General features: G+C 71.4%; 20 protein-coding genes and 3 pseudogenes. 13 read left to right on the forward strand and 10 right to left on the reverse strand.

Annotated features, from left to right (window positions below; genetic code table 11):
• Positions 1-50: 50 nt before the first annotated feature.
• The 11 genes from ACIGXX_RS00580 (at position 51) to hypE (ending at position 11,505) form a co-directional block, all read left to right on the forward strand.
• Entirely contained in the window at positions 51-2,744 is a 2,694-nt protein-coding gene (locus ACIGXX_RS00580; RefSeq protein ID WP_399971424.1) for a GNAT family N-acetyltransferase, read from the forward strand.
• A 13-nt stretch (positions 2,745-2,757) separates the two neighbouring features.
• Positions 2,758-3,489, forward strand: a complete 732-nt coding sequence (locus tag ACIGXX_RS00585) for a CBS domain-containing protein (RefSeq protein ID WP_399971426.1) — start codon at positions 2,758-2,760, stop codon at positions 3,487-3,489.
• Positions 3,490-3,506: 17 nt separating this feature from the next.
• Entirely contained in the window at positions 3,507-4,028 is a 522-nt protein-coding gene (locus ACIGXX_RS00590) for a flavodoxin domain-containing protein (RefSeq protein WP_399971428.1), read from the forward strand.
• 183 nt (positions 4,029-4,211) lie between these two features.
• Positions 4,212-5,354 carry a 4Fe-4S dicluster domain-containing protein gene (locus ACIGXX_RS00595; RefSeq protein ID WP_399971430.1) on the forward strand — a complete coding sequence of 381 codons (1,143 nt, stop codon included), beginning with the start codon at positions 4,212-4,214 and terminating at the stop codon, positions 5,352-5,354.
• Positions 5,351-5,815, forward strand: coding sequence for a Crp/Fnr family transcriptional regulator (locus ACIGXX_RS00600; RefSeq protein WP_399971432.1), 465 nt, complete (start codon positions 5,351-5,353; stop codon positions 5,813-5,815). The genes ACIGXX_RS00595 and ACIGXX_RS00600 overlap by 4 nt, the downstream gene beginning before the upstream one ends.
• A complete protein-coding gene (locus ACIGXX_RS00605; protein ID WP_366464416.1) occupies positions 5,812-6,618 on the forward strand; it encodes an FAD/NAD(P)-binding protein in 807 nt (268 codons plus the stop codon). The genes ACIGXX_RS00600 and ACIGXX_RS00605 overlap by 4 nt, the downstream gene beginning before the upstream one ends.
• A 1-nt stretch (position 6,619) precedes the next feature.
• The gene (locus ACIGXX_RS00610; RefSeq protein ID WP_399971434.1) at positions 6,620-7,375 is read left to right on the forward strand and encodes an oxidoreductase; all 756 of its coding nucleotides are present in this window, start codon (positions 6,620-6,622) and stop codon (positions 7,373-7,375) included.
• Positions 7,372-8,703 (forward strand): Ni/Fe hydrogenase subunit alpha, encoded by a 1,332-nt coding sequence (locus ACIGXX_RS00615; protein ID WP_399971436.1) that lies wholly within the window; start codon positions 7,372-7,374, stop codon positions 8,701-8,703. The genes ACIGXX_RS00610 and ACIGXX_RS00615 overlap by 4 nt, the downstream gene beginning before the upstream one ends.
• Before the next feature lie 17 nt (positions 8,704-8,720).
• Positions 8,721-9,377, forward strand: coding sequence for a CBS domain-containing protein (locus ACIGXX_RS00620; RefSeq protein ID WP_399971438.1), 657 nt, complete (start codon positions 8,721-8,723; stop codon positions 9,375-9,377).
• Complete coding sequence (hypD, locus tag ACIGXX_RS00625) at positions 9,374-10,474, forward strand: hydrogenase formation protein HypD (protein WP_399971440.1); 1,101 nt, start codon at positions 9,374-9,376, stop codon at positions 10,472-10,474. Before ACIGXX_RS00620 ends, hypD begins: the two co-directional genes overlap by 4 nt.
• Positions 10,471-11,505, forward strand: coding sequence for a hydrogenase expression/formation protein HypE (gene hypE / locus ACIGXX_RS00630; protein WP_399971442.1), 1,035 nt, complete (start codon positions 10,471-10,473; stop codon positions 11,503-11,505). Before hypD ends, hypE begins: the two co-directional genes overlap by 4 nt.
• Positions 11,506-11,887: 382 nt before the next feature.
• On the opposite strand, the gene ACIGXX_RS00635 is transcribed toward hypE, so the two are convergent.
• Positions 11,888-12,571, reverse strand: a complete 684-nt coding sequence (locus ACIGXX_RS00635) for a pyridoxamine 5'-phosphate oxidase family protein (RefSeq protein ID WP_366464431.1) — start codon at positions 12,569-12,571, stop codon at positions 11,888-11,890.
• 9 nt (positions 12,572-12,580) lie between these two features.
• On the reverse strand, positions 12,581-15,268 hold the full coding sequence (gene ppdK / locus ACIGXX_RS00640) for a pyruvate, phosphate dikinase (protein ID WP_366464423.1): 2,688 nt from the start codon (positions 15,266-15,268) through the stop codon (positions 12,581-12,583).
• A gap of 275 nt (positions 15,269-15,543) precedes the next feature.
• On the opposite strand from ppdK, the pseudogene ACIGXX_RS00645 reads away from it, so the two are divergent.
• Both ACIGXX_RS00645 and ACIGXX_RS00650 read left to right on the forward strand, forming a co-directional pair.
• Positions 15,544-15,876: pseudogene (locus tag ACIGXX_RS00645) on the forward strand (universal stress protein); the annotation flags it as partial.
• Positions 15,877-16,020: 144 nt separating this feature from the next.
• Positions 16,021-16,122: pseudogene (locus ACIGXX_RS00650) on the forward strand (universal stress protein); the annotation flags it as partial.
• A gap of 204 nt (positions 16,123-16,326) precedes the next feature.
• Here ACIGXX_RS00650 and ACIGXX_RS00655 read toward each other — a convergent pair.
• The 8 genes and pseudogenes from ACIGXX_RS00655 to ACIGXX_RS00690 all read right to left on the reverse strand — a co-directional run bounded on the left by ACIGXX_RS00655 (position 16,327) and on the right by ACIGXX_RS00690 (position 24,951).
• The gene (locus tag ACIGXX_RS00655; protein WP_383816505.1) at positions 16,327-17,367 is read right to left on the reverse strand and encodes a zinc-dependent alcohol dehydrogenase family protein; all 1,041 of its coding nucleotides are present in this window, start codon (positions 17,365-17,367) and stop codon (positions 16,327-16,329) included.
• Between the two features lie 81 nt (positions 17,368-17,448).
• The gene (locus ACIGXX_RS00660; protein ID WP_366464426.1) at positions 17,449-17,958 is read right to left on the reverse strand and encodes a flavodoxin domain-containing protein; all 510 of its coding nucleotides are present in this window, start codon (positions 17,956-17,958) and stop codon (positions 17,449-17,451) included.
• Positions 17,959-17,974: 16 nt separating this feature from the next.
• Complete coding sequence (locus ACIGXX_RS00665; RefSeq protein WP_366464427.1) at positions 17,975-18,706, reverse strand: CBS domain-containing protein; 732 nt, start codon at positions 18,704-18,706, stop codon at positions 17,975-17,977.
• Between the two features lie 209 nt (positions 18,707-18,915).
• Positions 18,916-21,291: a glycoside hydrolase family 65 protein gene (locus ACIGXX_RS00670; protein ID WP_383816508.1), complete on the reverse strand. Its 2,376-nt coding sequence runs from the start codon at positions 21,289-21,291 to the stop codon at positions 18,916-18,918.
• A 2-nt stretch (positions 21,292-21,293) separates the two neighbouring features.
• The gene (locus tag ACIGXX_RS00675) at positions 21,294-21,980 is read right to left on the reverse strand and encodes an HAD family hydrolase (protein WP_399972784.1); all 687 of its coding nucleotides are present in this window, start codon (positions 21,978-21,980) and stop codon (positions 21,294-21,296) included.
• A pseudogene (gene gap, locus ACIGXX_RS00680) lies at positions 21,975-22,979 on the reverse strand (type I glyceraldehyde-3-phosphate dehydrogenase); the annotation flags it as partial. The gene ACIGXX_RS00675 and the pseudogene gap, both read right to left, overlap by 6 nt.
• Positions 22,980-23,088: 109 nt before the next feature.
• Positions 23,089-23,961: a universal stress protein gene (locus tag ACIGXX_RS00685; RefSeq protein WP_366461698.1), complete on the reverse strand. Its 873-nt coding sequence runs from the start codon at positions 23,959-23,961 to the stop codon at positions 23,089-23,091.
• An 81-nt stretch (positions 23,962-24,042) separates the two neighbouring features.
• Positions 24,043-24,951 carry a universal stress protein gene (locus ACIGXX_RS00690; protein ID WP_366461697.1) on the reverse strand — a complete coding sequence of 303 codons (909 nt, stop codon included), beginning with the start codon at positions 24,949-24,951 and terminating at the stop codon, positions 24,043-24,045.
• Between the last annotated feature and the right edge of the window lie 78 nt (positions 24,952-25,029).

Raw genomic sequence — 25,029 nt, forward strand, 5'->3', positions numbered from 1 at the left:
CCCCGGCCGCCGGATCCTCGAAGGGTCAACCTGCCGTCAGGAGGCCCGAGATGACGAACGACGAGGGCAGCCGACCTCCGGTCCACGCCCTGCTCGCCGACGGGACGACCACCCGCATCCGGGCCGTCCGACCCGACGACCACGCTCAACTTCAGGGCCTGTACGAGGAGATGTCGCCGGAGAACCTGCGACTGCGCTTCTTCGCCGCGAGCCGTCGGTCGGCCGCACAGTCCGCGGACCGCGCATGCGCCGCTCCGCGCCCCGGATACCGGGCGCTGATCGCCGAGACGAAGGACCAGATCATCGGCCTGGCCGAGTACGAGCGGACGGACGATCCCGGAACCGCCGAGATCTCGCTCGCCGTGGCCGAAGGCCTGCACCACCGCGGGATCGGCACCCTGCTCCTGGAGCACCTGGTGTCCGCCGCTCGCGCGGAGGGCATCACCGCGTTCACGGCCGACGCCCTGGCCGAGAACCACGAGGTCCTGAAGGTCTTCGCCGACCTCGGGCTGCGCACGGCCCGCCACTTCGAGGGCCCCGAGGTGCGCTGCACCATTCCGCTGGAGGAGGACGAGGCCTACCTGACGGCGGTCGAAGCGCGCGGCAGCACCGCCGACGTGGCCAGTCTTCAAGGGCTGCTGCGGCCGGCCTCGATCGCGGTGGTCGGGGCGGGCCGCAAGCCCGGTTCGGTCGGCCGGGCCGTCCTGCGCAATCTGTGCACGGGCGGATTCACCGGGCAGCTCTTCGCCGTGAACCCGAGCGTGTCGTCGTTGCTGAGTGTGCCCGCCCATCCGTCGGTCGCCGCGCTGCCGCAGGTCCCCGATCTGGCGGTGCTCGCGGTCCCCGCGCCGGCCCTGTGCACCACTGCCGAGGAGTGCGGCAAGGCGGGCGTGCGTGCCCTGGTGGTCGTCACGGCGGGCCTGGACGGCGCACAGGCAGCCGCGCTGCTGGCCACCTGCCGGACGTACGGAATGCGCCTGGTGGGGCCCAACTGCCTCGGCATCTCCAACACCGACAAGGCGCTGTCGATGGACTCGACCTTCGCGGCCCGGCACCCACGCCCCGGCACGGCCGGTGTCGCCGTGCAGTCCGGGGGAGTGGGGATCGCCCTGCTGGACGGGCTGTCCCGGCTGGGCCTCGGTGTCTCCAGCTTCGTCTCGCTCGGCGACAAGTACGACGTCAGCGGCAACGACCTGCTCCAGTGGTGGGAGCGTGACGGCGTCACGGACCTCGCCCTGCTGCACCTGGAGTCCTTCGGGAACCCGAGGGCCTTCTCACGCACCGCGCGGCGGGTGACCCGGCGCATGCCCGTCCTCACCGTCGACGCGGGCCGTACCGAGGCAGGCCGGCGCGCCGCCGCCTCGCACACCGCTGCGGCCGCCACGCGGACCATGACCCGGCAGGCCCTGTTCACCCAGGCAGGCGTCACCGCCACGCGCACGATCGGTGAACTCCTCGAAGCCGCCGCGCTGTTGCACTGTCAACCCACACCCGAGGGGAACCGCGTCGTCATCGTCACCAACGCGGGAGGCGCGGGAGTCCTCGCGGCGGACGCGTGTGCCGAGGCGGGGCTCACCCTGCCGCCCCTGCCCGCCTACCTCATCGACGACCTGCTGGCCGTGCTGCCCGCGGGCACCTCCACCGCCAACCCGGTCGACGCCACCGCCGCCGTCACCGAGGAAGAGCTCAAGAACTGTGTGGACCGGCTCGTACTGGCCGGCGCCGTCGACGCCGTCCTGGTCGTGCTGGCACCCACCGCGGTCGCCGCGGCGACCGGCGACGATCTCGTCAGGGCCCTCACCCGCGCCCCTGGTCGTCGCTCCCGAACGGTCGCCGCGGTCCGCCTCGGCCAGGCGCTGCCCGTACAGCTCCTTTCGGCCACCGGAGGCGGCTCCGTGCCCTCCTTCGCCGATCCGCAGGCGGCGGCCCGCGCTCTGGCCCACGCCGTCCGTCGTGCCCGGTGGCTGGCCCGGCCGCCCGGCACGTGTCCGCGCCTCGCCGGGGTGGAGACCCCACGCGCCCGTGCGGTGGCCGAGACCTGGCTGGCCGGACATCCCGAAGGAGGCTGGCTGGACCCGCATACCTGCGCCGAGCTCCTTGCCTGCTACGGCATTCCGCAGCTGCCCTGGGCCTGGGCCGAGACCGAGGACGAGGCCGTCGCCGCCGCCGAGCGATTGCGCGGCCCGGACGGCCGAGTCGTGATGAAGGCCCACTGGCCGGGACTGCGGCACAAGAGCGAGCAGCGCGCCCTCCACCTCGACCTGCGGGGAGACAGCCAGGTCCGGGCCGCCTTCCGGGATTTCGAGACCCGGTTCGCCGGTCTGCTGACAGGAGTGGTCGTGCAGCCGCTCGCCGAGCGCGGCACCGAACTGTTCGCGGGCGTCGTGCAGGACGAGGTGTTCGGTCCGCTGGTCCTGTTCGGACTCGGCGGCACGGCCACCGACCTGCTGGCGGACCACGCGGCCCGGCTGGCCCCGCTCACCGACCTCGACGTACACGACCTGCTCACCTCGCCACGCTGTGCCCCGCTGCTCTTCGGGCACGGCGGCCACGGCCCGGTGGACATCGAAGGGCTTGAGCAACTACTGCACAGGCTGTCCCGGATGGCCGGTGACCTGCCGCAGCTCGCCGAGGCCGACTTCAACCCGGTACTGGCATGGCCGGGCGGCAGCACAGCACTGGACGTACGTATCCGGCTGCTGCCTCGGGCCGCCCACGACCCGTATCTGCGCCGACTGCGCTGAGGAGGAGGCAGAGATGAAGCACAGCACGATCGGATCGGTGATGACCAGCGAGGTCGTCAGCGTCCAGTACGGTACGCCGTTCAAGGACGTGGCCCAGCGGCTCGCCGAGCACCGCATCAGCGGACTGCCCGTGATCGACACCGACGACAAGGTGGTCGGAGTCATCTCCGAGACGGATCTGCTGACGCGTGAGGCGCAGGCTCCCGCCCCCTGCCGGCCGTCGCGCCGCTTCCGGATGCGCCTGATGAGCCGCGGCGCGCGCAGGGACCGGGCCAAGGCCACGGCGCGGACAGCAGGTCAGCTCATGTCCGAGCCACCTGTCTGTGTCCACGCCGACGACACCGTCGCCGAAGGTGCCCGTCGCATGGCCCGGCACAAGGTGGAGCGGCTGCCCGTCGTCGATGACGACGGCAGCCTCGTCGGCATCGTCACCCGGCACGACCTGCTCCAGGTGTTTCTGCGCCCTGATGACGAGATCCGGCACGAGGTGATCGAGCAGGTCCTGGTCCACACCCTGTGGCTGGCGCCCCGGACGATCAAGATCGACGTGCGCAACGGTGTGGTGACCCTTGAGGGACAGCTGGAGCGGCGCAGCGAGATACCCGTCGCACTGCGCACGACGCGCGAGATCGACGGTGTCGTCGCGGTCGTGGACAAGCTCACCTACCGCCTGGACGACTCCCACCTCCGGCCGAGCGACCAGGCCCTGCGAGGCGTGACCGACGACTGGCTGCGCAAACTCTGAGAGGAGGCAGCGGCGACATGACCATCAAAGTGCTCGTCGCCTACGCGACGAAGAACTGGTCCACGGCCGAGATCGCCCGCACCATCACGGAGGTCCTGCGCAAGGAGGGCCTCGGCTCCGAGATGCGGCTGGCGCGCGATGTCGGGGACCTGCAGGCCTACGACGCCGTCGTGCTCGGCAGTCCGCTCTACGAAGGACAGTGGCACAAGGACGCCCGTCGGTTCGTCAGGTATCAGAGGGAAGCCCTCACCAAACGGCCGGTATGGCTGTTCAGCAGCGGTCCCCTCGACCATTCGGCGAGCGAGGGGAAAATCCCTCCGGTGCCGGCGGTGCGCCGTGCCCTCATCCAGATCCATGCCAAGGAACACGTCACCTTCGGCGGCTGCCTCTCCGACGGCGCCAAGAGCTGGGCGACCCGGGCGATCGTCAAGGCCGGCAAGGGCGGGGACTTCCGCGACTTCAAGCAGATCTCCGCCTGGGCCCAGCGCATCGGTGCCACGCTGATGGGCGGGGTCCCGGCGCTGTCGCAGGAGTACTGACGGCGTGAACGCCGCGCCGCCGCGGCGACATCGTCGAGGCGTGCGCGCGGACGGAAGAGGGGCCGGTAGTGGGCCCTGAACTCGGTCCGGCCGGACCTGGATAGGGCCGCTCGGCCCCTGCCTCGCGCGCGCCTCCTCTTCGAGCCTGGTGGGGAGCGCACCACGCTGACTGGGAGGACGAGCATGGCGACCATCGGAGTCACGGCAGTACTCGACCGAAACGGCCTGAACGCCCTCGTCGCGGAGCTGCTGGCCGTCGGCCGCACCGTGGTCGGACCCACGGTCCGCGACGGCGCGATCGTCCTCGCCGACCTGGAGTCGGCCGACCAACTCCCGTACGGCTGGGGCGTGGAACTGGAGGCCGGACACTACCGGCTGCGGCGCCGCGAGGACGGGGCGGCGTTCGCGCACTCCGCGGGCCCGCAGTCTTGGAAGAACTTTCTCCACCCGCAGCGCGAGAAGCTGTGGAGTGCGGACCGCGCGCCCGACGGGACGGTGTCCATCAGCGCTGCGTCGGCTGAGCGGCCTGCGTACGCCTTCCTCGGGGTCCGACCTTGCGACCTGCGGGCCATCGCGATCCAGGACCGGGTGCTGAGGGGCGGTCACCACCAGGACAGCGGCTATGAGGAACGCCGGAGGGGGGCGTTCCTCATAGCCGCCGAATGCACCGAGCCGGGGGCCACCTGCTTCTGCGTCTCCATGGGCAGTGGCCCCGGAGCCGACGCCGGCTTCGACCTCGCCCTCACCGAGGTCGTCGACGACGCGGGGCACCGCTTCTACACGCGCGTCGGCAGTGAGGCGGGTGCGGAGCTGCTGGCCGGGGTCCCGCACCGGGAGGCCGACGACCGCACACGCGCCTCGGCGATCTCCGCGGTCTCCGGCGCCGTCGACAAGATGGGCCGGGCGATGCCGCCGGTGAGCCTGCGGGAGCTGATGGGGTCGAGCCTGGAGGCCGACCGCTGGCACGACGTGGCATCACGCTGTCTGACCTGCGGCAACTGCACGATGGTGTGCCCCACGTGCTTCTGCACGACCACCGAGGAGGTCACCGACCTCAGCGGCGACCACGCGGAGCGCTGGCAGCGCTGGGACTCCTGCTTCGACCTGGACTTCTCCTACGTCCACGGCGGACCGGTGCGCTCCTCGGGCCGCAGCCGCTACCGGCAGTGGCTCACCCACAAACTCGGCACCTGGCACGACCAGTTCGACAGCTCCGGCTGCGTGGGCTGCGGCCGCTGCATCGCCTGGTGTCCCGTCGGCATCGACATCACCGAAGAGGTGGCGGCCCTCAATGAGGAGGCGGAGCGGAAGGAGACGGAGCGATGACTCGCACCACGACCATGATGAGCGCCCTTCCGGCCGAGCATCGCAGTCGGCTGATGCGGATCGCGCGGCAGGTGTCCTTCCCGGCCGGGGCGCGGATCTTCGAGGAGGGCGGGCACGCCGACCGGTTCTGGATCGTCCGCGCCGGATCGGTCGTCCTCGACATGCACGTTCCGGGCCGCCGCGCACCCGTGATCGAGACCCTGGGGCAGGGTGAACTCGTCGGCTGGTCCTGGCTGTTCCCGCCCTACGTCTGGCAGCTCGGCGCCACGGCCCAGAGCCCCGTGCGGGCCGACGAGTTCGACGCCCTCGCGGTCCGGCTGATGTGCGAGGACGATGCGGCCCTGGGCGCGGTCGTCGGACAGTGGGTGGGGCGCGTTCTCGCCCATCGCCTGCAGTCGGCCAGGACCCGCCTCCTCGACCTGTACGGCCCCTACGGCAGCGGAAGGGGTGCGCGGGGATGACCGCCACGCCGGTTGCCTACCGTGTCGTCGCCCGCCGGGCGGAGACGCCGGACACGGCCACCCTCCGCCTGGAGCCGGTCGGGGAGCCGCTGCCCGCCTTCGTGCCGGGGCAGTTCGCCATGGTGTGGGCGTTCGGACGGGGCGAGATTCCGCTCTCGGTGAGCGGGATCCTCGCCACCGGGGGCCTGACGCACACGGTGCGCGACGTCGGCGCGGTATCCGAGGGTCTGTACACCGCCGAGGTCGGCGACGTGCTCGGGCTGCGCGGTCCGTACGGCACCGGCTGGGAGCTGGAGAAGGCCGTGGGGCAGGACCTCGTGATCGTCGCGGGAGGCATCGGCCTCGCTCCGCTCCGCCCCCTGGTCCTCGATGCCGAGGCCGATCCGGGATCGTACGGACGACTGAACGTCCTGGTGGGCGCACGGACTCCCGCGGACCTCGTGGCGAGGACGGAGACCCAGCGATGGAAGACCGCGTACACGGGAGTGACCGTCGACCGCCCCGACGACGGCTGGACGGGCCAGCTCGGCGTCGTCACCAAGCTGCTCGACCGGGCGCGTTTCACTCCGTGCGCCACCACCGCGTTCGTCTGCGGCCCTGAACCGATGATCCGGGCGACCGCCCGCGACCTGCTGCACCGCGGTGTGCCCGGCGACCGCGTCCGGGTCTCCCTGGAACGCAACATGCGGTGCGCCACCGGGCACTGCGGCCACTGCCAGCTCGGTCCGCTGCTGCTGTGCAGGGACGGTCCCGTCGTCGACTGGAACCAGGCGGAACCACTGCTCTACGTCAGGGAGTTGTGACATGCGTCCACCGACTCTTGCCGTGTTCAAGCTCGCCTCGTGCGACGGCTGTCAGCTCACCCTGCTCGACTGCGAGGACGAACTTCTCGGTCTCGCCGGGCAAGTGGAGATCGCCCACTTCCTCGAGACGTCCAGCGCGATCGCGCCGGGCCCCTACGACCTGGCGCTCGTCGAGGGCTCCGTCACCACGCCCGCCGACGCCGAGCGCGTCCGCGAGATCCGGGAGGCCTCCCGGCGCCTGGTGACGATCGGGGCGTGCGCGACGGCCGGCGGCATCCAGGCGCTGCGGAACTTCGCGGACGTCGAGGAGTTCAGCCGGACCGTCTACGCGCGCCCCGACTACATCGACACGCTCACCACCTCCACCGCCGTGTCCGACCACGTGGACGTCGACTTCGAACTGCGCGGCTGCCCGATCGACCGCCGCCAGCTCCTGGAGGTCATCACCGCGTACCTGGCGGGCCGGAAGCCGGACGTCCCCGCCCACAGCGTGTGCTTCGAGTGCAAGCGGCGCGGCACGGTGTGCGTCACCGTCGCCCACGGCACCCCCTGTCTCGGGCCGGTCACCCACGCGGGATGCGGGGCGATCTGCCCGGCGTACGGACGTGGCTGCTACGGCTGCTTCGGGCCGTCCGGTTCGGTGAACCTGCCCGCCCTGATACCCGTCCTGCACCGCGACGGCATGGGTGACCGCGACACCGACCGCTTCCTGCACACCTTCAACTGCACGGCTTTCGAAGAGGAGTTGCGCCGATGACGCACCGCGGTTCCCGTGTCCTGCACGTCGGCTCGCTCTCCCGGGTCGAGGGCGAGGGCGCCTTGCGCCTGAGCGTCCACGACGGCACGGTCACCGAGGCGCGGCTCCAGATCTACGAGCCGCCACGCTTCTTCGAGGCGTTCCTGCGGGGCAGGTCGTACACCGAGCCTCCGGACATCACCGCCCGGGTGTGCGGAATCTGTCCGGTCGCCTACCAGATGAGCGCCTGCGCCGCGATCGAGGACGCCTGCGGAATCACCCTTGATCCGGCCCTGCGTGAACTGCGCCGGCTGCTGTACTGCGGGGAGTGGATCGAGAGCCAGTCCCTGCACATCTACCTTCTGCACGCCCCCGACTTCCTGGGCTGTGACGGAGCCATCGAACTGGCCCGTACCGACCGTGCCGCCGTCGAACGAGGACTGCGCCTGAAACAGGCGGGCAACGCGGTCCTCGAACTCCTGGGCGGTCGTGCCATCCATCCGGTCAACGTCCGTCTCGGCGGCTTTCACCGCACGCCGACGAAGGGGGAACTGAAGCCGCTGGCCGAGCAGTTGGAGCGCGCCCTGAACGATGCCTGGCAGACCGTCGAGTGGGTCGCCGGCTTCGACTTCCCGGAAGCCGAGACCGACGCCGACCTGTTGGCGCTGGCAGCCCCGGGAGCGTACGCCATCGAGACCGGCACCCCGGCGGTCCTGCGCGCGGACGGCACCCCGACCACCTTCCCGCTCCCCACCTTCCTCGACCGGGTCCACGAGGAACACCTCCCGCACTCCACCGCCCTGCACTCCACCCTCGACGGGCGCCGTCACCTCACCGGTTCGCTCGCCCGGTTCGCGATCAGCGGCCGGTGGCTCTCGCGCACCGCGCTGGAGGCCGCCCGCGCCGCCGGGCTCGGCGATCCGTGCGCGGGGGCCGTCTGCCGCAATCCCTTCCGGTCGATCCTGGTCCGGGCCGTGGAGGTCGTGTACGCCGTGGACGAAGCCCTGCGGATCATCGGGACGTACGAGCCGCCGCGCCGCCCGTACGTCGAGGTTCCGGCCGTCGCGGGCACCGGCCACGGCGCGACAGAGGCCCCTCGCGGACTCCTCTACCACCGCTACGTGCTGGACGGCGAAGGCGTCGTCGTCGACGCGTGCCTCGTGCCGCCCACCGCACAGAACCAGGGCGCAATCGAGGCCGACCTCCGAAGGGTCGCGCAGCGGGCGATCGCTCAAGACGACGTGACGGATGAGGAGTTGACCCGACTGTGCGAGCGGGTCATCCGCAACCACGACCCGTGCATCTCGTGTTCCACACACTTCCTCGACCTGACCATCCACCGCACCTGACTCTCCGGGAGGACGCCATGATCCACTCCCCGCGCACCGTGAGCGACGTGATGACCCACACCGTCATCGCCGTGGGGCGCGAGGCCCCCTTCAAGGAGATCGTCGAGCTGATGGGGCAGTGGAAGGTCAGTGCGCTGCCCGTCCTGGCCGGGGAGGGCCGGGTGATCGGCGTGGTCTCCGAGGCGGACCTGCTGCCCAAGGAGGAGTTCCGCGACAGCGACCCCTCGCGCTTCGACCAACTGCGCCGCCTCTCCGACCTCGCCAAGGCCGGCGGTGTGACCGCGGGCGAGGTGATGAGCGCTCCCGCCGTCACCGTCCACGCGGACACCACGCTCCCGCAGGCCGCGCGGATCATGGCACAGCGGCGCGTCAAACGACTCCCGGTGATCGACGCCCAGGGGCTGCTGCAGGGCGTGGTGAGCCGCAGCGACCTGCTCAAGGTGTTCCTGCGCGCCGACGAGGAACTCGCTGATGAGGTGACGCACACCGTGACCGCCCTCCTCTTCCCGGACGGGGCCGTCACGGTGGCCGTCGAGGGCGGCGTGGTCACCCTCAGCGGCGAGGTCCGCAGCAAGGGCCTCGTTCCGGTCGCCGCGCGGCTCACCCGGGCCGTCGAAGGCGTGGTGGACGTGCGCACGGACCTCACCGAATCCGCTCCGGCGCCCTCCCGATGAAGTACCTCGACGAGTACCGCGACCCAGCGCTGGCCCGGCAGTTGCTGGGGCGACTGCGGCGCACCGCGACACGCCCCTGGCGGATCATGGAGGTGTGCGGGGGCCAGACGCACACCCTGGTCCGCCAGGGCATCGACGAGCTGCTCCCCGCGGGAATCCGCATGATCCACGGCCCCGGCTGCCCGGTCTGCGTCACCCCGCTGGAGACGCTTGATCGTGCCATGGCCATCGCCGCCCGCCCCGGAGTGATCTTCACCAGCTTCGGCGACATGCTGCGCGTCCCCGGCAGCTCCACGGACCTGCTCGCCCTGCGGGCCCGCGGAGCGGACGTGCGGGTGGTCTATTCACCGATGGACGCGGTCCGGATCGCGCAGCAGAACCCCGACCGTGAAGTCGTCTTCCTCGCCGTCGGATTCGAGACCACCGCCCCCGCCAACGCGATGGCGGTCCTGTACGCCGCCCGCCGGGGGTTGCGCAACTTCTCCCTCTTGGTCAGCCATGTTCTGGTGCCGCCCGCGATGACCGCCCTCCTGGAGCACCCGGACTGCGAGGTCGAGGCGTTCCTGGCCGCCGGCCATGTGTGCGCGGTCATGGGCTGGACCGAGTACGAACCGATCGCCGCGCGGTACCACGTGCCGGTCGTGGTCACCGGATTCGAACCGCTCGATCTGCTGGAGGGCGTCCTGATGGCGGTCACGCAGTTGGAGGAGGGCCGCTACGACGTGGAGAACCAGTACGTCCGCGCCGTGCGCCGCGCTGGCAATGCCCAGGCCCGGTCCGTCCTCGCCCGCGTCTTCCGGATCACGGACCGGGCCTGGCGGGGGATCGGCACACTCCCGGCGAGCGGGCTCGAACTCGCGCCGCGGTACGCCGCGTTCGACGCCGCTCGCCGCTTCGACACGAGCGGCCTGCACTCCGTCGAGGATCCGGAGTGCATCGCCGGGGCCATTCTCACCGGAGCGCTGATGCCCACCGACTGCGATGCCTACGGGGTGCGTTGCACGCCCCGGTCCCCGCTCGGTGCCCCGATGGTGTCGAGCGAGGGCACGTGTGCGGCCTTCCACGCCGCCGGACGAACCAGGAGCACGCCGGAATGAACTTCGACTGCCCCCTTCCGTACGACGAGAACGTGCTCATCCAGCCGGGCCATGGCGCGGGTGGGCGGCTCACCGCCGAACTGCTCGACACGCTGGTCCTGCCCGCGCTGGGCGGCCGGCCGGAGGACCCTCTCGAGGACGCGGCGCTGGTGCCGGGGGAGGGCGAACTCGTGGTCTCCACGGACTCGTTCGTGGTCAGCCCGTTGGCCTTCCCCGGCGGGGACATCGGATCGCTGGCCGTGCACGGCACGGTCAACGACCTCGCCATGCGAGGCGCCCTGCCCCTCGCTCTGACCCTGGCCGTGATCGCGGAGGAGGGGCTCCCGCTGGGGGAGCTGCGCTCCGTCCTGGACTCGGTGGGGAAGGCGGCACACCAGGTGGGGGTCCCCGTCGTCACCGGTGACACGAAGGTGGTCGGGCGTGGCGCCGCCGACCGCTTGTTCCTCAACACGACCGGCATCGGCCGCCGTATCCCCGGCCTGACTCCTTCCGCCGCGGGAGCACGTCCCGGCGACGCACTCCTGCTCTCGGGCCCCATCGGCCTGCACGGCACCGCTGTCCTGTCCACCCGCGAAGGACTGGGCTTCCAGGCGGACATCGCCTCCGACAGCCGCCCCCTGCACCGCCTGGTGCGGGCACTCGCCCCGCTCGGCGGTGCCGTCCACAGCCTGCGCGACCCCACCCGGGGCGGTCTGGCCGCCTCGCTCAACGAGATCGCGGGCTCCTCGGGTGTCGGCGTGGAGATCGCTGAGAGTTCCCTGCCCGTGCCGCAGGCGGTCGCGGCAGCCTGCGACCTGTTGGGTCTGGACCCGCTGATCGTCGCCAACGAGGGCTGCCTGGTCGCCTTCGTCGCGGCCGATGCCGCGGAAACGGCTCTCACCGCGCTCCGCACGTATCCCGAGGGGGCAGCGGCGGTACCCATCGGGCACTGCACGGCAGGCCCGCCCGGCCGGGTCGAGCTGCGAACGCTGATCGGAGCGCGCCGGGTGGTCGACATGCCGCTGGGAGAGCAACTTCCGCGCATCTGCTGAGACGGGACCGGCCGATCGGGCGGGGGAGATCCGGCCGCAGGCCGCGATGGCCCGACAGGCCCTGGGAAGGGGGACCGCCCGGCCTCGGAGAAGCCCTGGTGGCCCACTGGTGAGTGCCGGTGCGCGCGCGACCATGGAACTGGTACAGATGCGATCCGACCCACCATCTGTACCGGGACCGTCCCGGCAGTGACGGTGCCGTCGGGGCGGCAGGCGTATGCGCGCGGGACCGCGGGCGCCTGGATGCCCGTGTGGTCGGGGTCGGACTACGTCGCACGGACATTTCCCTCGGCCGGCAGAAGTCGAAACCACCGCGGTCGAGTTCGCGGACAGGGCTGCCGAGCACCTCAATCAACCGCTCCTGCGCCGAAGCACTGCACTCCTATGCCGCTCCTATGCTGCGTCCGCTCATGCTCTCGGGCTCTATGCGCACCCACAGATCGCGCGGACCACCGGCCCAGGGCGCGCTGTAGGACCGGTCCCGCAACGCGAGCACGGCGTCAGCGTCCGTCACGGCTCGGGCATGCCCACGGACGAGCACACTCCAGCCGCGGCTGAGCGCCTCGTCGATGTGGTCGACCTCGAAGGCGACCGAGGCTCCGATCGCCGCGGCGGGCGGTGTGCCGGGCGCGGTCCGGAAGACGATCGCGTCGTCAATGGTCGTGTAGTTGACGGGGACGATCGCGGGCCCTTCATCGGTGGAGACCGCGAGGCGTCCGACGCCGTGGGTGCCCAAGCGCGCCCGGCACGCCTCGGCGCTGAGCTCCGCCAGCACGGGGTGGCGCCCCGCCCGGCCGAGTCCGGGCGGCTCGTCGATGCCGCCACCGCGGAGGGCGGCCATGCTGGTTTGCAGTGCGTCGGCCAGCCGGACGAGGACACCACTACCCGGGTCAGCGGTGGGGTGTTCCTCCAGGTGCTGAAGGTAGCCGGGGGTCGTCCCCGCACGGTCGGCCGTTTCCTGCCGGGTGAGGCCGAGTTGCGAGCGTCGCTGAGCGAGTCGGCGCCCGATGTCGCTCCGAGGGCTTCCACTGGGCTCCGACGCGGCGTTCGACGGCTGTTGACCCATCATCGGCAATCACTCCTCGGGTTGGGGCGTCCTGTCCATCAGACCCGCTCGGCCCGCCTCCAGGCGGGCGGCCGGTATCCTGAAGGGGGAGCAGGAGACGTAGTCCAGGCCCACCCGGTGGAAGAACTGGATCGACTCGGGATCGCCGCCGTGCTCGCCGCAGACGCCTGTCTCCAGCCGCGGGTTCACGGCTCGCCCCGCTTCGACGGCGAGTTCCACGAGCCTGCCGACGCCCTCCTGGTCGAGCGATTCGAAGGGGGACACGCTGAAGATTCCCTCCTTCAGGTACAGGGGGAAGAAGGATGCTTCCGCGTCGTCCCGGGACAGGCCCCAGGTCGTCTGGGTCAGGTCGTTGGTGCCGAAGGAGAAGAAGTCCGCGAAAGCGGCGATGCGTCCGGCGGTGAGCGCGGCCCGCGGCAGCTCGATCATCGTGCCGATCGGGCAGTCCACCGCCCGGCCCGACTCGGCCGCGACGTCGGCGAGTACGCGCTCCGCCTCGGCTCGTGCCGGACGAAGCTCCTCGACCGTCCCCACCAGCGGGATCATGATCTCCGCTCGCGGCCGGCCCCCGGCACGGAGCCGCTGGACGACCGCTTCGGCGACGGCCCGAACCTGCATGGCGACCAGTCCCGGTACGGCCAGGCCCAGGCGCACGCCGCGCAGGCCGAGCATCGGGTTCTGCTCGTGCATGCGCTCGACAGCGGCGAGCAGCTCGCGGTCGTGGGCCTCCGGCTGTGCGGCCCGTGCGATGCGTACGGCGAGCTCCGTCCGGTCGGGCAGGAACTCGTGCAGCGGCGGGTCCAGGAGCCGGATGGTCACCGGCAGCCCGTCCATCGCCGCCAGGATGCCCGTGAAGTCCTCCCGTTGGAGCGGCAGCAGCGCCTCCAGGGCCTGTTCGCGGGTGCTGTCCTCACGGGCAAGGATCATCTTCTCGACCAGCTCGCGGCGCTCACCGAGGAACATGTGCTCGGTGCGGCACAGGCCGATTCCCTGAGCACCGAGCCTGCGGGCACGTTCGGCATCGTCAGGCGTGTCGGCGTTGGCCCGCACTTCGAGGCAGCGAGTGGTATCCGCCCGGTCCAGCGCGCCCAGGACGGCTTCGGTGAGTGGTCCGGTGCCGACGCCCGTCTCCAGCGCACGTCCCACATCAGACGGAATGAGCGGCAGAGCACCCCGGTGGACGGTGCCCGCGGTGCCGTCGACCGAGATCGTGTCGCCCTCGCCCAGCACAGATCCGGAGGCGGTGGTGAGCTGACGCGCGGAGGTATCGACGGTGATCGCATCGGCGCCGCAGACACAGACCTTGCCCATGCCGCGGGCGACGACCGCGGCATGGCTGGTCTTGCCGCCGCGACTGGTCAGGACCGCCTGCGCGGCGATCATCCCGGGAAGGTCGTCCGGGGTGGTCTCGCGGCGCACGAGGACGACGTGCTCGCCGGCCGCGGCCCTCCGTACGGCTGTTGCCGAGTCGAAGACGATGGCGCCGACCGCCGCACCCGGCGAGGCGGGCACGCCCCGGGCGAAGGGCACGTCCGTGGGACTCACCTCGAAGCGGGGGAACATCAGCCTGTTCAGCTCGGCGCCGCCCACGCGCCCCAGGGCCTCGTCCGCCGTGATCGTCCGCTCCTCGCACAGGTCGTGGGCGATACGGAACGAGGCCTCGGCCGTGCGCTTGCCGACCCTGGTCTGCAGAATCCACAACCGGCCGTGTTCCACGGTGAACTCGACGTCGCACAGATCGCGGTAGTGGCCCTCCAAGGTGCGCAGATGCTCTTCGAGTCGGGCGTACGAGCGGGGGTCGAGGGCCCTCAGTTCATCCAGGGGGACGGCGTCGCGCACGCCGGCGACGACGTCCTCGCCCTGCGCGTCGGACAGATAGTCGCCGTACATGCCCGAGGCGCCCGTGGCCGGATCGCGGGTGAAGGCGACTCCGGTACCGGAGTCGGAGCCGAGGTTGCCGAACACCATCGCCTGGATGTTGACGGCGGTTCCCAGGCCGTCGGGGATGTGCTCCCGCCTGCGGTAGATCCGGGCCCGCTCGCCGTTCCACGAGTCGAAGACCGCCCGGACCGCGCGACAGAGCTGCTCGACCGGGTCCTGCGGGAAGTCCTGGCCCGTCTCGCGGCGGACGATGGACTTGAACTCCTCGGTGAGCAGCGCCAGTTCGTCGGCGTCGAGATCGTGGTCATCGGTCACCGCCCGCTGCGCCTTGTGCTCGGCGATGGCCTGCTCGAACACCTCACCGGCCACGCCCATCACGGTGTGCCCGAACATCTGTATGAGGCGCCGGTAGGAGTCCCAGGCGAACCGTTCCTGGCCGGACGTCTTGGCGAGTCCGCCGACCGACGCGTCGTTCAACCCGATGTCGAGGATCGTCTCCATCATCCCGGGCATCGAGAACCGGGCACCCGACCGAACCGACACGAGCAGCGGGTTGTCCTGCTGCCCGAGCGTGCGGCCCATGGTGCGCTCCAGGGCGGACAGGGCCCGGGCCATCTCGACGCTCAGCTCGGATGGTTCCTCGCCGGTCGCGAGGTACACCTTGCAGGCGTCGGTCGTGACGGTGAAGCCCGGTGGGACGGGCAGCCCGAGCCGGGTCATCTCCGCCAGGCCGGCACCTTTCCCGCCGAGCAGGTCGGCCATCTCACGGCTGCCCTCGGCGAATCCGTACACGTACTGGGTCGGCGCGCTCGTCATGGCTCAGTCCTCTCGCTGGTGGGGGACGACGGCCACGGGGCAGCCGACGTGATGGACGACGGCAGGGACGAAGGGACCGGTACGGGGCTCAAAGGCCGGCCGCCCAGGCGTCTGAGGTTGGTCTGCTCCACATGGCCAGCGTCCGTCCTCGGCGGTGCGGGGTGGAGAGGCCACCCGGGACCCACCCGGGACCATCCGGCCCATGCACGCCTCGGGGGTCGGCGGCCAGGGTGGGGGCGCGGAGGGCTTGTTCTCGCTCCTGGGGAGGGGCTGTCATGGAGCGAGTGATCGTTGCCGGGGTCGACCGATCGGCGCGCAGCCGTGTGGCAGCGGACTGGGCCGCACGGGAGGAACTTCTGCGCGGGTGCGCCCTCCGCGTGGTCCACGTCTCGGCTCGGGGCGGACCGGATGGGGCGGGGCAGTGGCCCTACCGGCCGGAGACCGCGGCGGACCGGGTGCGGGAGCGGCTCACGGCCCGGCACCCGGACCTGCGGTCCGAGAGCCTCCGGCTCGCCGGCCGGGCCGCGCGGGCGCTGTGCGCGCGGAGCGAGGATGCGGCGATGATCGTGCTCGGGCTGCGCGGGGAGGGCGGCCATGCGGGGCTCTCCCTGGGAACGACCGCTTCAGGGGTGGCCGGGGCCGCCGACCGCCCGGTGGTGCTGGTGCCCAGCGGGCTCGCCTGCGAGGGCCCGGCGCACCGACCGGACAAGATCACGGTCGGGGTCGACGCACACGACCCCGCGGGCGGGGCCATCGACTTCGCCTTCGATGCGGCAGGCCGTCGCGGCGTGCGACTGCACGCGCTGCATGCCTGGACCCTTCCCCCAAGCGCGGCCGACTGGCCGTTCGGCGTGCCGGAGGCCGAGCGTGCCACCTGGGAGGATCAGGAGGTGCAGCTGCTGGCCGACGCGCTGCGACCGTGGCTCGAGAAGTACCCGGAGGCCCGCGTCCTCGAGGACGTCGTTCTGTTGCCCCCCCGCAATACCCGAGCGGGCCTGTCGTTCTGTGTACGGGATGTATACGGCTGTGTGCGGGCCCGCTCGGGCAGAGGGCTCGTGTCACGAGGCGAACAGCGCCACCTTGAGTGCGCCGCTCTCCTCCGGTCGGCCGAAGACGTCGTACGCCTCCTGCATCTCCGGCAGGCCGAAGCGGTGTGTGACGAATCCGCCGACGTCCAGCTGCTCGGCCGCCACCATGCGCAGCAGCGTCGGTGTGGAGGAGGTGTCCACAAGGCCGGTGGTGATCTTGACGTTGCGAATCCAGAGGTCCTCCAGATGGAGCGTGGCCGGGCGGCCGTGGACGCCGACGTTGGCGACGCGTCCGCCGGGGCGGATCAACCGGGTGCAGAGTTCGAAGGTGTCGGGGATGCCCACCGCTTCGATCGCCACGTCCGCGCCGAGCCCGTCGGTGAGCCCGGCGATACGGTCGACGACGCCGGACGCCGGTTCCAGCGTCAGGTGCGCGCCGTGATGTGCGGCCATCTCGCGCCGCTGGGGAGCGGGATCGACAGCGATCACCCGGCTGGGGCTGAAGAGCCGGGCCGTCAGGATCGCGGCCAGGCCGATCGGGCCGGCTCCCACGACGACCACCACATCGCCGGGCGTCACCTCGCCGTTGAGGACGCCCACTTCGTACGACGTCGGCAGGATGTCGGCGAGCATGAGCGCCGTCTCGTCGGTCACCTGCTCGGGCAGCACGTGCGTAGAGGTGTCGGCGAACGGAACGCGGGCGTATTCGGCCTGGACGCCGTCTGCCCGATGGCCCAGGATCCAGCCCCCGCCGCCCAGGCACTGGCCGTACTGGGCTTGTCGGCAGAAGCGGCAGCGACCGCAGGCGCTGATGCAGGAGATCAGCACCCGGTCCCCGGGACGCACCGTGGTGACGGACGCACCGGTCTGCCGCACGGTGCCGACGGCTTCGTGGCCGAGTATCCGTCCCGGCTCGACGGCCGGGACGTCACCCTTGAGGATGTGCAGATCGGTGCCGCAGATGGTGACCGCGTCGATGCGCACGATCGCGTCGCCGGGGTCCTGTATCGCCGGGTCGGGAACGTCGGCCCAGGATCGCTTGCCGGGGCCGTGGAAGACCAGTGCCTTCATGTCTGCCTCCTCGAGCTGTCGCATGGCGGGGGCGGCGCACGGTGGCGGACGGTCTCTCCGTCCGCCACGCGATGCGCAGGGTCAGTCGGCTTTCGGCTCGTCCGTGAGGCCGGTCGCGATGCGGCCTGCCCAGGCCTCGATCTCCGCGAAGTCACGGAAGTCCCCACCTTTGCCGGAAGACACGATCTTCCGGGCGATGAATCCCTTCGCCCCCTCTTCGAGGCATCCCCCGAAGGTCACGTGGTCCCTGGCACCGAGCCGGACCATGGCCCGCTTCACGCCGGGTACGGGTGCGATGTCGCGCTCCGAGGCCGAGGCGTCGAGCGGGCCGCTGCTGAAGAGCCACAGCGGGCGCCGGGTCAGTTCGCGGCCGTGGCGACGCACGAACCGGCGGGCGTCCTTGTGCCAGCGCCCGGCGTAGAGAGCGCCTCCGACCACCACGGCGTCGTAGGAGCCCACGTCCGTCACGGATCGGGCCGGCACTGCCGTTGCCGACATGCCCCGCTCGCGCAGGACCTCGGCGATGGTCCGCGCGATCCGCGCGGTTGACCCGTTCGTCGTTCCGTAGGCGACCAACACGCTGTCGAGCATGGCGGTTCGCCTCCTCTCACAGCTTTCGCAGCCATGCGTCGGTGACGCCGTGCAGTGACTGCTCGTCCGGCTTGAGGTGTGAGTCGTCCAGCCGGTAGGTGAGGTTGGCGACCACCGCGACGACGCCGTCGACCTGGTGCGTCATGGAGACGGCGATCTCCGTCTCGCTCTTGCGCTCCATCTGGCCGGTGAGGGTGACCACGCCTTCGGTCACGGAGACGTCGATGATCTGAGGCGCCAGCCACAGGGTGCGTACCAGAACCTCCTTGATCACCTCGTCACGGATGTCGGCGTCGGGCCGCAGGAACACCTGAAGCAGGTCGTGCCGCGTGACGATGCCGACGAGCCGTTCCTCCTCGTCCAGAACGGGCAACCGCTCCACGCGCCGCTGCGCCATGGTGCGGGCGGCTTCGACGATGGTGTCGTCGGCGTGCACCGTCACGGGCGGTTCGGTCATCAGCTGGCCTGCGGTGCGGGCCTTCGCCTTCGCGGCCTGTTTCCTGGAGCCGCGGGTCAGCGCGGCGAGCCGGAGATGGTGCTGCGGCTCGAAGGGGTCGGGGGCGGCTGCTTGACGGGCCATCAGGTCGGTTTCCGAGATCACCCCGACGACCTTCTCGTCCTCGTCCACCACCGGCAGCCCACTGATGTGGTGGTCGGCGAGCAGGCGTGCCACTTCCTTGAACGGGGTGCCGTATGCGGCACGGATGACCTCCGTGGTCATCACGGAGCCGACCTTGTCGTGCTTCATGAGTGTTCCTTCCTCAGCGAAGTCGGCGCAGAGGACCGCGAGGTCGACGGGCCGCTGCGAGCACGGGGGGCAGCCTGTCGTCCGTCATGACGGATCTCCTCCATGTCTGGTGACACTTCGAGCATCCAGCCGCCGGGAGCGGGGCCCCATGGGCTGTCCGGGGGCCATATGGGGCCGGTCGGCCCTAAGCCACGGTGTCCGGCGCGACGTCAGCTCGGCAGGGTCAGTGCGCAGGACTCCCCGGGTGCCACCGACACCGTGCGATCCGCGAAGGCGACGGAGATCGGTTCGCGATCGGAGTCCGGCACGGTGATGCGCAGCGTTCCCGCCCGCAGTCGCAGTCGGATGCCCCAGTGGCCCTGGTAGCGGATCGAGAAGCCGTACTCCGACAGCTCCGGCAGCGGGACGGGGTCGAACCGCAGGGCACCGCCCCTGGTCTCCAGGCCCGTCAGACCCCGCTGTACGAGATCGAGCGTGCCCGCCATGGCACCCAGGTGGATGCCCTCGCCGGTGGTGCCGCCCTGGATGTCGGCGATGTCTCCGGAGAGCGCCTCCTGCACGAAGTCCCAGGCATGGGCGCGCCGGGCGCGGGCCAGTACCCAGCCGTGGACGAGGCTGCTGAGGGTCGAGCCGTGGCTGGTGCGGGCCAGGTAGTAGTCGACGGTGCGCTGCCAGGTGATGTCGTCGAGCGTGTGGCCCAACCGCCGGAACGTGCCCTGGAGTTCGGCGGGCGCGAAGAGGTACCCGAGCATCAGGACATCTGCCTGTTTGGACGCCTGGTAGCCGTTGACGGTGTCGCCCTCGGCCTCCAGGATCCGGTCCAGACGCCGGATGTCCCCGTAACGGTCCCGGTAGGCCTGCCAGTCGAGCTCGGCGAGGTCGCCGTATCCCTGGAACTGGCTGATGACACCGGCGTGGAAGGGCACGTGCAGCTTCCGGGAGACGTCCTCCCACGTGTCGAGCTCGGCGGAGTCGAGCCCGATGCGCTCGAAGAGGTCCCGGCGGCGGGGCTCGGGCAGATCGCGCAGGACATCGAGCGTGCGGGCGAGGACCCAGGACGCCATCACGTTGGTGTAGGCGTTGTCGTCGAGGCCGGGGGAGGCGGCGCCGGGGTAGCTCTCGTGGTACTCGTCGGGGCCGACGACTCCGCGCATGCGGTAGCGGCCCAGCGTTTCGTCGTACGTCGCCATGCCCGTCCAGAAGCGGGCGATCTGTGCCAGCATCTCGGCGCCCTTGGTGTGCAGGAACTCCGTGTCGCCGGTGGCCTGGCAGTACTGCCACACGTTGTACGCGACGGCCGAACCGACGTGGTGCTGGAGCCGTGAGTGGTCGGGCAGCCACCGTCCTGAGCGTGGGTTCAGGTGGAGCTGCTGGGTCTCCTCGCGGCCGTCGCTGCCGCTCTGCCAGGGATACATCGCACCGCTGTGCCCGGCGTCGCGGGCGGCGACGCACGCCTGCTCCAGGCGCCGGTGACGGTAGGTGAGCAGAGCTCGGGAGACCTCCGGGAAGTGCAGGTTGAGGTAGGGAAGGACGAACAGCTCGTCCCAGAAGACGTGGCCGCGATACGCCTCTCCGTGCAGCCCACGGGCCGGGACACCGACATCGAGTTCCGCGGTGTGCGGGGACAGGGTCTGCAGCAGGTGGAAGAGGTGGAGCCGCAGCACCGGACCCGCACCGGTCGGCACGTCCAACTCGGCGTTGCGCCACAGCTCTTGCCACGCGGTGCGGTGGGAGACGAGCAGGGAGCCGACCTCGGGGGCGCGGCCGACCCGGTCGACGGCCGCGTGCAGCGGGTCGCCGATCGCCGGATCGCGTGAGGTGTGCAGGGCGACCGCCTTGTCGACGGTCACGGTCCGTCCGTCGGTCAGGGAGAGGCGCAGCAGTTGGGAGGCCCGCCCGCGCTCGTGCTGTGTCGTGGTGCGGGCGGGCGCGTCGGTGACCGTCCGGGCGGCCAGGCTCACCCGGATGTCCGAGGTGCTGGTGCGACAGCGCAGCCACACCGTGTCCGGCGCCGAAGCGCCGGTGTGGACGTGTGTGAGGTGCTGGGAGGCCAGTGAGCGGTAGCGCTCGACGCCCTCGTTGGCCACCGTCCCGTCGAGGGCGGACTCGACCTCGGCTTCTCCGGACCAGCCCTCGGCGGTCAACTCGGTGCGCAGAACGGCCAGATGGGGGTCGGCCATGTGGGCCAGGCTCAGTTGGCGCACGGCGAGACGCCGGCCATGCTCGTCCTCGTAGCGCACGGTGCGTTCCAGGGTGCCGGCGGCCAGGTCGAGAGCCAGGTGGTGGTCGAGCAGCTTGTGGGTGTCCGGTGTGAGCCAGGTGCCCGTGTCCGTGCGGACGCGCAGCGGCAGCCAGTTGGGCAGGTTGACCATGTCCTCGTTCTCGACCTGGCGTCCGGCCACTTCCGAGGTGAGCCGGTTGTAGCAGCCCGCCACGTACGTCCCCGGATAGTGGACGGAGTCGGCTGCGCACTCGGGGGCCGCGCCGCGGGTGGCGAAGTAGCCGTTGCCGAGGGTGCACAGGGACTCGCGCAGACGCACCTCCGCCGGGTCGTATCCCTCGTACTCCCAGGTCCAGTCGTGCATCCTCAGTCCTCCGAGTCCAGTAGCTCCGCGAGGTCCTCGACCACCAGGTCCGCCCCGTGCTTCAGCAGCGCGGCACGGGTGGCCGAGGTGCGGGTCCGGTCCACCCCGATCACCGCGCCGAAGCCGCCGCGGCGCCCGGCCTCTACTCCGGCCAGGGCGTCCTCGACGACGGCGGCGCGAGCCGCGGGGGTCCCGAGACGGCGGGCCGCCTCCAGGAACAGGGCCGGGTCGGGTTTGCCGGCCAGCTGAAGGCGGGCGGCCTCGGAGCCGTCCACGAGTACGTCGAAGAGAGCGCGCACTTTGGCGTGTTCGAGAAGTTCACGCGCGTGCCGGGAGGCCGACACCGCGGCTGTCGCGAGGCCGGCGGAACGCAGGACCCCCAGCAGCCGGACGGTGCCGGGATAGGCGTCGATGCCGTGCTCGCGCAGGCGGTCGGTGAACAACCGCTCCTTGTCGGCGGCGACGGTCCGGACCTCGGCCCGGGAGGGGGACAGGCCCTGGGACTCCAGGTAGGCCCTTGCTCCGTCGAGACGCGACTTGCCGTCGACGTACCGGAGGTAGTCGTCCTGTACGTCGAAGGGGTGCCTGCCGCGCAGCAGAGGGAAGGCGTCGAAGGCCGTCTTCCACGCGGCGGCGTGCACCCGGGCAGAGTCCGTGATCACACCGTCGGTGTCGAAGACCACGGCCACCAGCGCCGTGAGGTCCAGGAGCCGGTTGGTGTAGCCCCACTCGTTGTCGTACCAGCCGAAGACCTTCACCAGGTTTCCGTTCGCCTGCGTCAGGGCGGGGTCGAAGACGCACGACGCCGGGTCCCCGATGACGTCGCGGGAGACGATGGGCGACTTCGACACCCGCAGGATGCCGTTCAGCGTGCCGTTCGCGGCTTCGGCGAAGGCGGAGTTGACCTCGTCGGCCGTCGTGTCGCGGCGCAGCACCACCGCGAGGTCGGTGAGCGAGCCGTCCTCCACCGGCACGCGGACGGCGATGCCGTCCAGGGCACCCGCCAGCTCCGCCAGCACCAGGCCGACGGCGCGGGCCGCACCGGTACTGGTCGGGATGATGCTCAGCGCCGCCGAGCGGGCCCGCCGCAGGTCCTTGTGCGGGCCGTCCAGCAGGGCCTGGTCGTTGGTGTAGCCGTGGATGGTGGTCATCACACCCCGGTCGATGCCGAAGGTCTCGTGCAAGACCTTTACCATCGGCGCCACACAGTTGGTGGTGCAGGAGGCCGCCGACACGATGCGGTCACCGTCGTGGTCGTACGTGGCGTCGTTGACGCCCATCACGATGGTCGCGTCCGCGTTCTTGCCGGGTGCGGAGAGCAGCACCGTGTGGGCGCCGCTCTTCAGGTGCAGGGCGGCCGAGTCGCGGTCGCGGAACCGGCCGGTGGACTCGACGACGATGTCGGCACCGTGGTCGGCCCAGCGGAGGGCCGCCGGGTCGTGCTCGGCGGTGACGGCGATACGCCGGCCGTCGACGGTGATCGAGCTGTCGTCGTGGGTGACCTCGCGGTCGATCCGGCCGAACGTCGAGTCGAATTCAAGCAGGTGGGCCAGGGTGGCGGGTGGCGCGACGTCGTTGACGGCGACGACCTCGACGTACTGCGTCCCCGCGTCCGCCCGGTCCAGTGCCGCGCGCAGGTAGGTGCGGCCGATGCGGCCGAAGCCGTTGATGCCGACACGTAGGGTCATGGCGATGAACTCCTTAGCGACGTGAGGGTTTCGGGCGGTCCAGGACCAGTGCCGACCGGTAGCTACGCCCGCCGGGTGACCCGCGGACGTACACCTTTGGCCACGGCACTCACACTCTCTGCGGTACGACGGCGACCGGGCAGGCGGAGTGGTGCAGGACGGCGTGCGCGACCCGGCCCAGCTGGAGTCCGAAGCGCCCGTGCCGGCGTCGGGCGCCGACGACGAGCAGGTCGGCATCGGCCGAGGCGGCCAGGAGCGCCTTCTGGGCGGGGCCTTCGACGGTCCGCCGGTGCAGCTCCACTTCCACCGGGAGGTTCAGCAGCGCCGCTTCCAGGAGCGAGGCGGCCCGCTGCTCGTGCAGCCGGGCCGGTTCGCCCGTCAGGAGCGGATGGTCGGTGGTCTCGTGCGCCGGGCACCGCCAGGCACGTACCGCCTCCAGGGACACCCCGCGGTGCGCCGCCTCCTGGACGGCGAAGCGCACGGCCGCCGAGCTCTCCGGCACCTCGCCGACCCCCACCACCACGCGTCCGTGCGTCGCGGGCCTCGCCCGGTTGTCGTGACTGCCGCGCAGCACGATCACGGGGCAGTCGGCACGGGCCGCGACCGCGAGGCACACCGAGCCGAGCAGCAGCTCGGCGATGCCGCTGCGGCCGCGAGAGCCCAGCACCAGCGCGCACGCGTTGCGCCCTTCGTCCAGCAGCGCGGGCACCGGCTCGTCGAGCAGTACCTCGGTGGAGATCTTCACGTCCGCCTCGCGGCGGTGTGCGCGCTGCGCGGCGGCATCGACGATGGTGTCGGCCTGTACGGGTTCCGAGGTCTGGCCCATCTCCCCGGCGAACGCCGTCCCCTCGTAGCGCTCCCACAGCGAGGCGTACACCAGCCGCAGCGGCGCCCCGCGCAGGGCGGCCTCGCCCACAGCCCAGTCGACGGCGCGAAGACTGGTGTCGGATCCGTCGACGCCCACCACCAGGGGCAGTTCCATCGTCGTCACCTTCCTGTGTCGCGATCGAAGCCGAAAGCTCGTACGACGGCTGCCTTCATGACGTCCTCCCGTCCCGGCCGGTCATTGGTGCGCGACGACGGCGACGGGGGCGGCGGCGTGGTGCAGGACGGCGTGGGTGACCGGACCGATGTGGGCGCCGACGGAACTACGCCGGATGCGACGGCCGACCACGACCAGGCAGGCCGCTCGGGAGGCGGCGACCAGCTGGTCGGCCGGCGTCCCGTACCGGGACTCCTCGACGACCTCGACGGAGGGGAATTTCCGCCGCCACGGCCGCATGATCTCCCTGAGCGCGACGGCCTCCTGCCGGGACAGCTCGCTGTGGAAGTCGAGGTCGGCGCAGAGGCCGTAGGCGTAGTAGGGCGGTGGATTCCAGGCGTGGACGACCCGCAGGGTGGTGGCGCGGTGCTCGGCCGCGTCGAAGGCGAACGCGACGAGCGAGGCGTCCGGGTCGTGGTCGGTGGCCAGACCCAGGACCACGGGCCGATAGGGGGTCGCGGCGGACGGGATGCCCGCCGGGTCCATCAGATGCTCGTCCGCGGCCTGTTCACCGGCGCGGACCAGGACCACCGGCCGCTCCGCGTGCGCCACGACGGCCTGGCCGACCGAGCCGACCAGGAACCCGCCGATCCCACTCATGCCGCGGGAGCCCAGGGCGAGCAGTTCGGCGTCCTTCGCCAGCCCCGACAACAGAGCGGCGGGCTGCCCGGAACGGTCCTCCGCACTGATCTCGACACCGGGGTGTCGCAGCCGCAGGCCCTCGGCCGACTCGCGCGGCACCCGCTCGCCCCAGTGCTGCTGCGTCTCCGTGCCGAGGAGCGGTGCCTGCGCGATCGGATCCGGCAGGGGCTCCCGGACGTGGACCAGCTTCAGCGGCAGTCGGCGCATGGCGGCCTCACGGGCCGCCCATTCAGCTGCTGCCTGGCTCTCGGGCGAGCCGTCGAGGCCCACGACGATGGGGCGGGGCATGGTCTCCACCTCCTGAAGTCCTTGTCCGGTTCCAGCTTCGTGCCGATCGGAACGGTCGTGCAGGGGCCACAGGTACCT

Source organism: Streptomyces sp. NPDC055243, assembly GCF_044544025.1.
In the GTDB taxonomy this organism is placed as follows: Bacteria; Actinomycetota; Actinomycetes; order Streptomycetales; family Streptomycetaceae; genus Streptomyces.

Excerpts from the sequence above, each read along its gene's own strand:
- ACIGXX_RS00655 (WP_383816505.1), bottom strand. The coding sequence starts at position 17,367 with ATGAAGGCACTGGTCTTCCACGGCCCCGGCAAGCGATCCTGGGCCGAC.
- ACIGXX_RS00600 (WP_399971432.1), top strand. The coding sequence starts at position 5,351 with ATGACTCGCACCACGACCATGATGAGCGCCCTTCCGGCCGAGCATCGC.
- ACIGXX_RS00580 (WP_399971424.1), top strand. The coding sequence starts at position 51 with ATGACGAACGACGAGGGCAGCCGACCTCCGGTCCACGCCCTGCTCGCC.
- hypD (WP_399971440.1), top strand. The coding sequence starts at position 9,374 with ATGAAGTACCTCGACGAGTACCGCGACCCAGCGCTGGCCCGGCAGTTG.
- ACIGXX_RS00610 (WP_399971434.1), top strand. The coding sequence starts at position 6,620 with ATGCGTCCACCGACTCTTGCCGTGTTCAAGCTCGCCTCGTGCGACGGC.
- ACIGXX_RS00635 (WP_366464431.1), bottom strand. The coding sequence starts at position 12,571 with ATGGGTCAACAGCCGTCGAACGCCGCGTCGGAGCCCAGTGGAAGCCCT.
- ACIGXX_RS00605 (WP_366464416.1), top strand. The coding sequence starts at position 5,812 with ATGACCGCCACGCCGGTTGCCTACCGTGTCGTCGCCCGCCGGGCGGAG.
- ACIGXX_RS00615 (WP_399971436.1), top strand. The coding sequence starts at position 7,372 with ATGACGCACCGCGGTTCCCGTGTCCTGCACGTCGGCTCGCTCTCCCGG.
- hypE (WP_399971442.1), top strand. The coding sequence starts at position 10,471 with ATGAACTTCGACTGCCCCCTTCCGTACGACGAGAACGTGCTCATCCAG.
- ACIGXX_RS00595 (WP_399971430.1), top strand. The coding sequence starts at position 4,212 with ATGGCGACCATCGGAGTCACGGCAGTACTCGACCGAAACGGCCTGAAC.
- ACIGXX_RS00590 (WP_399971428.1), top strand. The coding sequence starts at position 3,507 with ATGACCATCAAAGTGCTCGTCGCCTACGCGACGAAGAACTGGTCCACG.
- ppdK (WP_366464423.1), bottom strand. The coding sequence starts at position 15,268 with ATGACGAGCGCGCCGACCCAGTACGTGTACGGATTCGCCGAGGGCAGC.
- ACIGXX_RS00585 (WP_399971426.1), top strand. The coding sequence starts at position 2,758 with ATGAAGCACAGCACGATCGGATCGGTGATGACCAGCGAGGTCGTCAGC.
- ACIGXX_RS00690 (WP_366461697.1), bottom strand. The coding sequence starts at position 24,951 with ATGCCCCGCCCCATCGTCGTGGGCCTCGACGGCTCGCCCGAGAGCCAG.
- ACIGXX_RS00685 (WP_366461698.1), bottom strand. The coding sequence starts at position 23,961 with ATGGAACTGCCCCTGGTGGTGGGCGTCGACGGATCCGACACCAGTCTT.
- ACIGXX_RS00660 (WP_366464426.1), bottom strand. The coding sequence starts at position 17,958 with ATGCTCGACAGCGTGTTGGTCGCCTACGGAACGACGAACGGGTCAACC.
- ACIGXX_RS00670 (WP_383816508.1), bottom strand. The coding sequence starts at position 21,291 with ATGCACGACTGGACCTGGGAGTACGAGGGATACGACCCGGCGGAGGTG.
- ACIGXX_RS00620 (WP_399971438.1), top strand. The coding sequence starts at position 8,721 with ATGATCCACTCCCCGCGCACCGTGAGCGACGTGATGACCCACACCGTC.
- ACIGXX_RS00665 (WP_366464427.1), bottom strand. The coding sequence starts at position 18,706 with ATGAAGCACGACAAGGTCGGCTCCGTGATGACCACGGAGGTCATCCGT.